General features: G+C 42.2%; 9 protein-coding genes and 1 pseudogene. 4 read left to right on the top strand and 6 right to left on the bottom strand.

Features of this window, described 5'->3' with window-relative positions:
* Positions 1–9 precede the first annotated feature (9 nt).
* Genes B9T29_RS09275 through B9T29_RS09265 form a run of 3 tightly spaced genes read right to left on the bottom strand, consistent with a single transcriptional unit; the run spans position 10 to position 3,626 of the window.
* The gene (locus B9T29_RS09275) at positions 10–804 is read right to left on the bottom strand and encodes an enoyl-CoA hydratase/isomerase family protein (RefSeq protein ID WP_086175652.1); all 795 of its coding nucleotides are present in this window, start codon (positions 802–804) and stop codon (positions 10–12) included.
* 12 nt (positions 805–816) lie between these two features.
* On the bottom strand, positions 817–2,418 hold the full coding sequence (locus tag B9T29_RS09270; RefSeq protein ID WP_086175651.1) for a carboxyl transferase domain-containing protein: 1,602 nt from the start codon (positions 2,416–2,418) through the stop codon (positions 817–819).
* A gap of 35 nt (positions 2,419–2,453) precedes the next feature.
* Positions 2,454–3,626 (bottom strand): isovaleryl-CoA dehydrogenase, encoded by a 1,173-nt coding sequence (locus B9T29_RS09265; RefSeq protein ID WP_086175650.1) that lies wholly within the window; start codon positions 3,624–3,626, stop codon positions 2,454–2,456.
* 147 nt (positions 3,627–3,773) lie between these two features.
* Between B9T29_RS09265 and B9T29_RS09260 the strand changes: the two genes are divergently transcribed.
* The 4 genes from B9T29_RS09260 (at position 3,774) to B9T29_RS09245 (ending at position 8,957) form a co-directional block, all read left to right on the top strand.
* Positions 3,774–4,409, top strand: a complete 636-nt coding sequence (locus tag B9T29_RS09260) for a TetR/AcrR family transcriptional regulator (RefSeq protein ID WP_086175649.1) — start codon at positions 3,774–3,776, stop codon at positions 4,407–4,409.
* A gap of 97 nt (positions 4,410–4,506) precedes the next feature.
* Entirely contained in the window at positions 4,507–6,198 is a 1,692-nt protein-coding gene (locus B9T29_RS09255) for an AMP-binding protein (RefSeq protein WP_086175648.1), read from the top strand.
* 353 nt (positions 6,199–6,551) lie between these two features.
* Positions 6,552–7,052, top strand: coding sequence for a pyridoxamine 5'-phosphate oxidase family protein (locus B9T29_RS09250; protein WP_086175647.1), 501 nt, complete (start codon positions 6,552–6,554; stop codon positions 7,050–7,052).
* A 714-nt stretch (positions 7,053–7,766) separates the two neighbouring features.
* On the top strand, positions 7,767–8,957 hold the full coding sequence (locus B9T29_RS09245; protein ID WP_086175646.1) for an MFS transporter: 1,191 nt from the start codon (positions 7,767–7,769) through the stop codon (positions 8,955–8,957).
* 97 nt (positions 8,958–9,054) lie between these two features.
* On the opposite strand, the gene B9T29_RS09240 is transcribed toward B9T29_RS09245, so the two are convergent.
* From B9T29_RS09240 to B9T29_RS09230, 3 genes and pseudogenes are all read right to left on the bottom strand, one after another.
* A complete protein-coding gene (locus B9T29_RS09240; RefSeq protein WP_086175645.1) occupies positions 9,055–10,488 on the bottom strand; it encodes an alpha,alpha-trehalose-phosphate synthase (UDP-forming) in 1,434 nt (477 codons plus the stop codon).
* On the bottom strand, positions 10,476–11,324 hold the full coding sequence (gene otsB, locus B9T29_RS09235; protein ID WP_086175644.1) for a trehalose-phosphatase: 849 nt from the start codon (positions 11,322–11,324) through the stop codon (positions 10,476–10,478). The genes B9T29_RS09240 and otsB overlap by 13 nt, the downstream gene beginning before the upstream one ends.
* A gap of 245 nt (positions 11,325–11,569) precedes the next feature.
* Positions 11,570–11,774: pseudogene (locus B9T29_RS09230) on the bottom strand (IS982 family transposase); the annotation flags it as partial.

Here is an 11,774-nt window from a genome sequence, read left to right as displayed (position 1 = left end):
TTCTTGTTGTTATGCCGTGGTCTTGATCCAGGCCGGGCTTTGTTTGTTTAAAAATGCATTCAGTCCATTTTTCGCCTCATCTCCCTGGCGAACATGGGCAATATGCTGTGCTGTTTTAAGCAGCAGGTCTTCGGTCAGGACTTGCTGATCGACCAGTTGAATCAATTGTTTTGATGCGTTCTGTGCTGCTGGGCCACCGAGTAAGAGGGCTTCAACAATCTCATCAATTTTGCTGTCGAGCTGTTCTGGTGTGGTGACTTCATGTGCCAGTCCAATGGTTTTGGCCTGTTCCGCAGAAATTCGCTCGGCTGTCAGGAAATAACGTGAAGCCTGACGCGCACCGATGGCGCGAATCACATACGGGCTGATGGTCGAAGGAGCCAAACCTAAACGTACTTCAGAAGTGGCAAACTTTGCATCTGTACTGGCTATGCAAATATCACAAGCCGATGCCAGACCCATACCACCGCCAAAAGCAATGCCATGCACACGAGCAATGGTGGGCTGTTTCAAGGTTGCCAGACTTTGCAGCATTTTTGCCAGTTTTAAGGCATCCGCTTCATTATCCGCTTGTGATGCCTGACCGGCCTGTTTCATCCAGTTCAGATCGGCACCAGCGGAGAAGCTTTTGCCTCGACCCGCCAGAATCACCACACGTACATCATCACGGTCATTTAGAGACTGGAAGCAGGCATGCAGCTCTTCAATCACTTGAGTATTAAAGGCATTGTGTAATTCAGCACGATTGATCCAGACCGTTGCCACCTGATTCTGCTGTTCGAGCTGTAAAAATTGATAATCCATTTTCGTTACCTCTTACATGCGGAACACGCCGAATTTGGTTGGCTGGATAGGTGCATTCAGGGCTGCGGCCAAACTCAGACCCAATACTTCACGCGATTGCGCCGGATCAATCACACCGTCATCCCATAAACGTGCTGAAGCATAATAAGGATGGCCTTGGCGCTCATACTGATCACGAATCGGCTGCTTAAACTGGTCTTCTTCTTCAGCCGACCAGCTGCCACCTTTTTGCTCAATTTGATCACGTTTTAAAGTAGACAATACGCTGGAGGCCTGTTCGCCACCCATCACCGAAATACGCGAGTTCGGCCAGGTCCACATAAAGCGTGGAGAGTAGGCACGGCCACACATGCCGTAGTTACCGGCACCAAAAGAACCGCCAATCACCAAAGTCAGTTTCGGAACATTGGCTGTGGCTACTGCCATCACCAGCTTGGCACCATTTTTGGCAATGCCTTCATTCTCATACTGGCGACCGACCATAAAACCGGTAATGTTTTGCAGGAAAATCAGCGGAATATTGCGCTGGGTACACAGTTCGATAAAATGTGCACCTTTTTGTGCCGACTCGGAAAACAGAATCCCGTTATTGGCAATAATCCCGACCGGCATACCATAGATTTTGGCAAAACCGGTCACCAGTGTGGTACCAAAACGCGCCTTGAACTCGTCAAAACGTGAGCCGTCAACAATACGAGCAATCACTTCACGTATATCAAAAGGCTTGCGGGCATCACTTGGCACAATGCCATACAGTTCTGAACTGTCAAAGCGCGGTGCTTCGATTTCATCCGCGGTCTTGTTCAGTTTTTTATTTAAATTGGCCACAATATTGCGGGCAATCGCAATCGCATGTTCATCATTTTCTGCCAGATGATCGGCTACACCTGAGAGGCGGGTATGTACATCACCGCCACCCAGATCTTCACTGGAAACCACTTCACCGGTTGCGGCTTTGACCAGAGGAGGGCCACCGAGGAAAATCGTACCCTGATTACGCACGATAATGGTTTCATCCGACATCGCAGGCACATAAGCACCACCCGCAGTACAGCTACCCATCACCACGGCAATCTGGGCAATGCCTTGGCTCGACATACGTGCCTGATTGTAGAAGATACGGCCGAAGTGGTCGCGATCCGGGAAAACTTCATCCTGTAAAGGCAGGTAAGCACCGCCAGAATCGACCAGATAAATACATGGCAGATGGTTCTGTTCGGCAATTTCCTGCGCACGTAAATGCTTTTTAACGGTGAGGGGATAATAGGTTCCGCCCTTAACGGTGGCATCATTGGCTAAAATCATGCAGGTCACACCCTTGACCTGACCCACACCAGCAATAACGCTAGCCGCAGGTACATCATCCTGATAAACCTGATAGGCAGCCAGTTGACCAATTTCCAGAAAAGCAGTCCCTGGATCAATCAGGTGGTTAATCCGTTCACGCGGTAACAGTTTGCCGCGATCCAGATGTTTCTGGCGGGCAGTTTCTCCACCGCCGAGTGCAATTTTTTCAACTTTCTGTTTAAGGTCATCCACCAGTTGCAGCATGGCATTCTGGTTGGTCTTAAATTCTTCACTACGAATATTGATCTTGCTCTGTAACTGATTCATGACGAACATCCTTGTTTTATTCTGATTATTAAGGTTTAGGCTGTTTCATTAAACAGTTCGCGGCCAATCAGCATACGGCGAATTTCCGATGTGCCTGCACCAATTTCATACAGTTTGGCATCGCGCCATAAACGGCCGGCAGCAAACTCGTTGATATAACCATTACCCCCCAGGGTCTGAATGGTTTCACCCGCCATCCACGTAGCTTTTTCAGCAGCATATAAAATGGCGCTGGCTGCATCTTTACGCAGGCTACGGCGATGATCTGCCTTGTCACATTCAGCACCGACTGCATACACCAGGGCTTTACATGCCAGCCAGGTGGAATACATGTCAGCAATTTTGCCCTGCATCAACTGGAATTCACCGAGTGCCTGACCAAACTGTTTACGGTCGTGAATATAAGGAATGACGGTATCCATACAGGCATCCATAATGCCCAGTGGACCCGCACTTAGAACTGCGCGTTCATAGTCCAGGCCACTCATCAGCACCTTGGTACCATTGCCGACACCACCGAGTACGTTTTCTTTTGGTACTTCAACATTGTCAAAAAACAGGGGGTAGGTATTGGAACCACGCATGCCCAGTTTGTCTAGGTGCGTGCCATGACTGAAACCTGGCATATTTTTCTCCACCAGGAAAGCCGTCATGCCTTTGGCGCCAGCCTGCAAATCCGTTTTGGCATACACCACCAGTACATCGGCATCACCACCGTTGGTGATCCACATTTTTGCACCGTTCAGCAGGTAATGATCGCCTTTGTCTTCAGCTTTAAGCTTCATGCTGACGACATCCGAGCCAGCATTTGGTTCTGACATCGCTAGCGCACCGACATATTCACCCGAGATCAGTTTTGGCAGATAACGCTGCTTTTGTTCTTCATTACCATTTCGATTAATTTGATTCACACATAGGTTAGAATGTGCGCCATAGGACAAACCAATCGATGCTGAAGCACGCGAAATCTCTTGCATGGCAATAATGTGTGCCAGATAACCGAAATTCGAACCGCCATACTCTTCACTCACAGTGAGGCCGAGCAGGCCCATCTCGCCAAATTTTTTCCAAAGCTGAGCAGGGAATTCATTGTCACGGTCAACCTGTTGGGCAATAGGGGCAATTTCCTTGGCGCAAAAAGCGGCCACTGAATCACGAAGCGCAATAAGAGTTTCATCCAAACCGAAATCCAAGCTTTGTAAATTCATTCTTCATCCATCCTGAGGTTATATTTGTTGTGTCCAAAAAAGCATTTTTGTTGTGCTTGTTTTTTAACATACAACGAAAAATTAAAAAAGTGAACCCATATTCACAAAATGATTTACAATTCATTTTATCTTGTTGAGAATAATTTTATGAGTTATAAAAGATCATCACTGATGCAGGAACGAATGGAACAAAATCGCTTGTCGATTTTACAGTCTGCTCGTGAACTGATTACTCAAGGGGGCTTTAAGGAGGCATCGATTCAGGCGATTGCAGAACGTTCAGGCGTTTCTACAGGGCTGGTATATCGATATTTCGAAAACAAAAACCAGATTTTGATTGAGGTTTTATCGGCAGCGATTCAGCATGAAGTAGGAATTTTGAACCATATTGCCGGGTCAGATTTGTCGCCAAAACTGAAATTGCAAAAATCTGTTACAACTTTTGTGAAGCGTGCCATGAACAGCCCCCAATTGGCGTATTCACTGATGTTCGAGCCGGTCGATCCGGAAATGGAACATGAGCGTTTTCGCAGTAAACAGCTGATCAAACAAAGCATTAAGGAGATTCTGGCCGAAGGGAAGGTGAACGGAGAGTTCGAATTTGAAGATTTAAATACCGTAGCTTTGGGCGTGGTGGGTGCCATGACCTTTGTGGTGATTGAACCTTTGAATCCATCCCGTAATGTAATGTTTGATCAGAAGTATAAGGATCACTTTGTCACACAGATTGCCGATTTTTGTGTTAACGCAGTACGTCGACAGGAGGGAAATTCAGCAGCATAAGCACACAAAAACAGGCATATAGACAAGGTCGTCGTGGTCATAAAACAATTAGTAAAGTTGAAAATCAGAATTACAAAGAATCAAGGAGATCGATTCAATGACACAAGTACGGTTAAGCTATGCCTATGGAACAAGCAGTCAACCCTTATTGGGGATGACGATTGGTGAAAAATTTGATCAGGCATGCGAACAGTATGCACATTCTGATGCAATCGTCAGCTTGCATCAGAATGTGCGTCTAACCTATCAGCAGCTGCAACAGCAAGTGAATGCTTTTGCCTGCAGTTTGCAGAAACTGGGCCTGGAAAAAGGTGACCGTCTGGCCATCTGGTCGCCGAACTGTGTGGAATGGACCATTACCCAGTTTGCTGCGTTCAAGGCAGGAATTATTCTGGTCAACCTGAATCCGGCCTATAAAAGCAATGAGCTGGAATATGTCCTGAACAAGGTGTCCTGTAAGGGACTGGTGATTGCAGCGCAGTTCAAAACCACGGACTATCAGGAAATTCTGACCAAAATTGCCCCTGAGCTAAAGCAGGCTGAAAGCAAATTACTCAAAGCAGAGCGTCTGCCGCATTTAAAGCATGTGATTAAAATTGATGATCAGCAGCATAATGGTATCCATCGTTTTCAAGACCTACTGGTTGAGCCGAGCGCAAAAGCCGTGGAAAATTTACAGCAAGTGTCGAGTGAATTGCAGTTCGATGAAACCATTAATATCCAGTTTACTTCGGGGACTACAGGCAATCCGAAAGGCACCATGCTGACCCACAATAACATTCTGAATAATGGCTATTTTGTCGGTGAAGCCATTCATTTGGGGCCACAAGACCGGGTCTGTATTTCCGTACCGCTATTCCACTGCTTTGGCATGGTGATGGGTAATCTGGCCTGTATTACCCATGGTTCAGCCATGATTTATCCTTCAGCCGTGTTTAATCCGCTGGAAACATTGAAAGCCATCCAGCAAGAAAAATGTACTGCGGCCTATGGTGTGCCAACCATGTTTATTGCCGTGCTGGAACATGAGCAATTTGACGAATTCGACCTGTCCAGCTTGCGTACCGGCATTATGGCGGGTAGCCCATGTCCACAGGAAATCATGCAGCGTGTGATTGAACGTATGCATATGACTGAAATTACCATCTGTTATGGTATGACTGAAACTGCGCCGGTGAGTGCACAAAGCTCCACTGAAGACAGTGTCGAGCGACGTGTCAGTACGGTTGGCCGGGTTCATCCGCATCTGGAAGTCAAAATTGTCGATGAAAATGGCAAAGTGGTTCCACGTGGTCAATTGGGCGAACTCTGTGTGCGTGGTTATTCCGTGATGCTCGGTTATTGGGAAGATCAGGACAAAACTCAGGAAGTGATCGATGCTGCGCGCTGGATGCATACTGGCGATATTGCACAAATGGACGATAATGGCTTTGTCAAAATCAAGGGTCGGATTAAGGATGTGGTAATTCGTGGTGGTGAAAACCTGTTCCCGAAAGAAATTGAAGATTTCCTTTATACCCATCCTGCAGTTTCAGATGTACAGGTGATTGGTGTGCCTGATCATCGTTATGGTGAAGAACTTTGTGCCTGCATCATTCTGCATGAAAATGATCCATGTACCGAAGAAGCAATTCGTCAATATTGTGCTGAGCATATTTCTCACAATAAAGTGCCACGTTATGTACGTTTCTTTCATGAATTCCCGATGACGGCGTCAGGCAAAGCGCAAAAATTTAAGTTACAGGAGTTGATGCGCCAAGAGCTGCAATTGCAGGATATCGCCTCATAAGTATTCATTTATTTTAATCATTATGCACTTGTCTTTAGCCTTAAAACTAGACACAAGTGCTTTTTTATGGCCGGCATTCCTTTTCTGCTCACTATTTACGAATTTTTAATCGATTTTGGGAACACGGCTATTCAATACTGCAAAAAAGAGAGCATTCACTCAATCAGGAAAAAGCAGCTGATTTCCGTTATTTCTTATGAGTATTGCTAGCAGCTTTTATGGTGCAAATGTATAAGATCAGTGAGGCGGGATATTCAAACTGGAAAATATAACTAAAACTAATCTGGAAAATAAGTTAATCCACAAAATTAGAGCATTTTTTCTTATTTCGGTTTAGCTTCAGGAGAACAGTTATGACAGATAATCAAAATCGTGAAAAATTATGGGAATTGATTAAGGATGTACGATTCTCCATGATCAGTCACACCACTGAATCTGAGGAAATCCATGCACAACCGATGACCATGCTCAACTCTGAGCAAATCAATGAAAGCCAAAATCTTTATTTTATCTTGAGAAATACCAATGATCTGGTCAATGCGATTGAATCTGGCCGTAATCAGATTGGCCTATCCTTCGCCAAACCTTCTGACAGTATTTATGTTTCGATTAGTGCGCATGCACATATCAGTACAAACTCGGCCCTGATCGATGAACTTTGGAATGCATGGGCTGAAAACTGGTTTGAAGGAAGAGATGATCCGAGTGTACGAATTCTGGTTGCGGAAGCAGTCAGCGCAGAGTATTGGAACGTTACAGATAATAAAATGACCCAACTGTTTAAGGTGATGAAAGGTAGTCTTACCGGTAAAACCGATGTGCCTCATGCAGAGCATAAAAAAATGAATCTATAAAATTTAAAAATCTACTGATGGATAAGAAGCAACTTAAAAATTTTAGCCCCGTAGTGAAAACTACTGGGCTTTTCTCATTATAGAACAGTCAAATTCATTGAATCATCATTCTACTTTTCAAGGGAAAAGTAGTGAGGTTTAGCCAACTCATAAAAATCCACGCTTTTACTTGTTAAAAAATGAGCTGACTGGTTTTCATAAAGTGAAGTATATACATGTCATAAAGTTAACATAATGAATCTTTAGATAATTTTAAAATAAGTCTTATCTCTTATAAAAAAGATATAAAAAATAGTGATAGATAACCGCATTAAAGTTAGTTTTTTTCTAAATAATAACGATAAGATTCTTATGGAAATAACTGTGCAAACTCCCTGAAAAATTTTTAAGCATTATTTCAGAAAGATAATAACCTGAATAAAATATTAATATATAAGTTATTGTTTTATAATATTTTTTAATATTGAGTTTTGAACTCTTTTGTTTATTTATTGCTCAACAATATAAGCTGATTATATTCTGGTATCAGTTACAAAATATTTTTTAGAATTTCTAAAAAATAGGGTTGATTTGCAGTTTTTTTGTGTATAATTTCGCCAAATTAAAGCCCTTGTGAATTTATAGGAAATTTCTATAAGTGTGCAGGGCTTTTTCTATGGGAATTATCCTGAAAGGGACTGCCAAACAGCTTATTTATTGTGGTGGCACACACATATGTTTTTATCTAAAACAACACATCTGGATCATGCAACTCAGCACTCTGCACAGCGTCTATCCACCTTGCTCAGTTTCTTTAGTTTAGGACTAAGTACTGCAGCGTGGGCACCGCTTATTCCTTTTGCACAGCAGCGACTTCACCTGAATCATGCCGATTTTGGTACTTTATTGTTGTGTATCGGTGCAGGTTCTATGCTGGCTATGCCTGCAACAGGTTTATTGATTCAGAAAGTGGGTTGTCGTGCCATTATTTCGGTAGCCGTTTTATTATTGCTCATGGTATTGCCTACTTTTGCCTTGACTAGCAGTATATTAATCATGGCGATTGCTTTGTTCCTGTTTGGTACAGCAGCCGGTAGCTTGGGTGTAGCTATTAATCTTCAAGCGGTTATGGTAGAAAAAAACAGTTCCAAAAGCATGATGTCGCAGTTTCATGGCATGTGCAGTCTAGGTGGCCTGGCTGGGGTAATGACGGTAACTGCCTTACTTGCATCAGGTGTGAGCCCGTTGATGAGTGCTTTGGCAATTTGTCTTTTATTGGTGATTTTGAGTGTCATGGCTGTGCCTAACAGTTTATCGGTCATTGAAAAAGAACCAAAAACCGATACTACTGAAGTTGAAAAGAAAGCTAAAAAATTCCCCAGTCCGTTAATCATTTTGATGGGTGTGGTTTGTTTTATTGCCTTTCTTTCAGAAGGTTCTGCTATGGACTGGAGTGGGATCTATTTAATCAGTGAGTATGGGGTAAAACCTACAGTTGCCGGGCTGGCTTATACCTGCTTTGCAATCGCCATGACTTTGGGTCGTTTTTCGGGTCATTATTTAATCAAGGCGTTGGGCGAAAAAAATATCATTATTTACGGTGCACTTTGTGCAGCGCTTGGACTGTTTACGGTGGTGGTTGCTCCTCACTGGATTGTGGTTTTATTGGGCTATGCTTTACTGGGCTTGGGCTGTTCAAACATTGTTCCGGTGATGTTTTCACGTGTGGGCCGTCAAAATGTCATGTCTAAAGCAGCAGCATTGTCCTGTGTTTCTACCATGGCATATACAGGCTCTTTATTGGGACCTGCTTTGGTCGGGATCAGTAGTGAAATGATGAGCTTGTCTGTCGTCTTTGGGTTTATTGCGACTTTGCTTTTAACAATTGCTTTTTTAAACCGTTTTACTCAAGTCAAAGTTTCTTAGTGTCTTGATTTAATTTATTAAAATAGAACGAGCATATTCAAGAGTTGATATGCTCGTTTTTTATCACTAAAAAATATAAAATTCTTGTTTTAAATACTTAATAATTCACAATTTTATGATAGGTTTTTTTCGCGGGTGATGGATGAATATTGAATTCATCAGCTCCTTTCAGATCGGCTAAAAATGCATTACGCCAGTCATTGATATCAAAAAGTTTTAACCCATTCATTAATTGTTGATAACGCTCTAACCGTTCTGATTTTGCCATGGTTAAGGCTTTTTTTAGCGCCTGAATCATACTGCTACAACTTTCAGGATCGACAATTAACGCTTCAGACATTTGCGCTGCTGCACCGGTATATTTTGAAAGAATCAGTACACCAGGATTTTCAGGATTTTGTGCCGCGATAAATTCTTTGGCCACCAGGTTCATCCCATCGCGTAATGAATTGACCCAGCAAATATTGGCCTGCCGGTAAATTTTCATTAATTGGTCATGTGAAATGGTGTCATGGGTACAGTTAATCGGCAACCAGTCATCTTGGGAAAATTCCTGATTAATCAAATCGACCTTGGATTGCAGATGCTCAAATAAATCTTTATACGCTGCGATCTCCATCCGGCAGGGACAGGCAATTTGTATGTCGGTCAGATGTTTATGATATTCAGGATTGTTCTGTAAAAATGTTTCCAAGGCATTAAACCGTTCGATTAATCCTTTGGAATAATCAATGCGATCGACACTGATAATGGTCTGTTGATCAGCTAAACTGTCGAATTCAAATACCGCAGAAGCATTTTCATCTTTTTGTTGCGCGACTTTTTGTATCAGTTCCGGGTTAACCCCAATGGGATAACATTTCACCGTCACCGGATGATGATTACAGTTCAACATTTGGCTATGAACAGGTTTTGTAGCCAGGTAATAACTACATACTTGCATACATTTCTTTTGGTCATGTTCAGTTTGCAAACCCACCACATCATATTGGCAAAGGTCTTGAATCAATGAATGTACAGTAGGAATTAAATTCCAGATTTTTATGCCGGCGAAGGGAATATGCAAGAAGAACCCCATTCTATTATTCATGCCGAGTTCACGACAGTAACGGGCCACGCTAAAAAAATGGTAATCATGCACCCAGATGATATCGTCGGGCTGAGCAATTTTCTTGAGCTGTTGGGCAAATAGACGGTTCACCTGTTGATAGGTCTTATATTGCTGAGGATGATATTCAATTAAATCTGCTCGATCATGCATGGCTGGCCATAAAGTATTATTTGCAAAGCCACAATAATAATTTTGGTACTGTTCCTCAGTTAAAGGGCAAGTAACGTATTCAACCCCTTTATGTTCGGTTTGATTAAAATAGGGCTGTTGATGATTTTCAATTTTTTCACCGTTCCAGCCTAACCAGACTCCGCCAATATCAGTCAGTGCATCTTGTAAAGCCACCGCCAGCCCGCCAGCCGTTACTTTATCGGGGTTAGGTAAACTTACACGATTTGATAATACGATTAATTTAGACATGCTTTTTCTCCATTTGATACTTGAGACAGTCCCAAAAAACGTGCTTTTAAAAATTGTGAAAATAGATTGAGAAAATTGGCGACATCAGAGACATTCTTCAGTCGGTAGTGAGCGTGAGTTGATTCTGGGCCAACTTTTATACTGATACCGTTATAGTGATTGATGACTTTGAAGCCAGATTCATCGGTTCTGTCATCACCAATAAAGATAGGCAAAACATCACTGAAATTTAAATGTTTTAATATTTTTTCAATGGCTTTGCCTTTATCGGCCTGTAACGGAAGCAGTTCAAATACAAACTTGCCTTCATTAATTTTCAGTCCCGCATGCCTGTGCTGTACATCTTCAGCAATTTGTCGGGCAATATCAGCCAATTCCGGACATTGCCGATAATGAAGGGCAACGGAATAGGTCTTATTTTCAATGAGCAGCTGCGGGTAAGGGCAGCAAAGTTGCTGGATCTCTTGCTGAATGAGTGATAAATCAAATTCTTCAGCTGCAATATTAAATTGCACCTCATGATTTATTTTAATTTCTAGACCGTGCGTTCCGGCAATCGGCATTTCAAGCGGGGCAATCAGTCGTTCAGCAATCTGTACGGAACGTCCCGTAACAAAGCTAACGGCAACACTAAAATTATTGATTTGCTGCAATGTTTTTAATGTGGTTTTAGGGATGAAACTTCGGGAAGGATCAGCATGAAATTCTGAGAGCGTGCCATCAATATCCAGAAATAAGCAAATTTTTTTATCTGCGTTTAAATAAGAAGTAACAAGTTGTAATAAATTTTTTGAATAATATCTTTCATCTGGATAATAGGAACTAGGGGTATACATTTTCAATTCTGCTCATTATCTGGTCAATAATTAATAGCATTAAAAAATGAGTGAAGAATACAAATTATTATTTCAACTACATAAATTAAATAAAGTTTACATATTTTACTCTTATTTCAAATTCGAAACATTTTTACTTTGAATAACATGCTGTTATTCGAGTAAAATTTAGAATTGAAGGATCTGAAAAGCTGTAAAATGTATGATATATTACATTTTCATGGTTTATTTAACCTGAATCCTGCTTAAGCCGATAATTCCATTACTCGAATAGCTGGCTTGTTTTGATGGCATAACTGGTAAGCACATAAAGATGCATAAATTCCAGCTAAGTACCCTTCAATGCTTCTCGCTTTACTCGTCACCAAATGATATTTCCCTTTTAACAGGCTGAATAAAGTCTCTATTTTATTACGCTGCTTTAAGTGATATTCATCTGATATTGAGAGT

Source organism: Acinetobacter sp. ANC 3903 (genome assembly GCF_002135315.1).
In the GTDB taxonomy this organism is placed as follows: domain Bacteria; phylum Pseudomonadota; class Gammaproteobacteria; order Pseudomonadales; family Moraxellaceae; genus Acinetobacter.
This window is presented reverse-complemented; position numbering and strand designations above follow the sequence as displayed.

Excerpts from the sequence above, each read along its gene's own strand:
- B9T29_RS09275 (WP_086175652.1), bottom strand. The coding sequence starts at position 804 with ATGGATTATCAATTTTTACAGCTCGAACAGCAGAATCAGGTGGCAACG.
- B9T29_RS09270 (WP_086175651.1), bottom strand. The coding sequence starts at position 2,418 with ATGAATCAGTTACAGAGCAAGATCAATATTCGTAGTGAAGAATTTAAG.
- B9T29_RS09265 (WP_086175650.1), bottom strand. The coding sequence starts at position 3,626 with ATGAATTTACAAAGCTTGGATTTCGGTTTGGATGAAACTCTTATTGCG.
- B9T29_RS09260 (WP_086175649.1), top strand. The coding sequence starts at position 3,774 with ATGAGTTATAAAAGATCATCACTGATGCAGGAACGAATGGAACAAAAT.
- B9T29_RS09255 (WP_086175648.1), top strand. The coding sequence starts at position 4,507 with ATGACACAAGTACGGTTAAGCTATGCCTATGGAACAAGCAGTCAACCC.
- B9T29_RS09250 (WP_086175647.1), top strand. The coding sequence starts at position 6,552 with ATGACAGATAATCAAAATCGTGAAAAATTATGGGAATTGATTAAGGAT.
- B9T29_RS09245 (WP_086175646.1), top strand. The coding sequence starts at position 7,767 with ATGTTTTTATCTAAAACAACACATCTGGATCATGCAACTCAGCACTCT.
- B9T29_RS09240 (WP_086175645.1), bottom strand. The coding sequence starts at position 10,488 with ATGTCTAAATTAATCGTATTATCAAATCGTGTAAGTTTACCTAACCCC.
- otsB (WP_086175644.1), bottom strand. The coding sequence starts at position 11,324 with ATGTATACCCCTAGTTCCTATTATCCAGATGAAAGATATTATTCAAAA.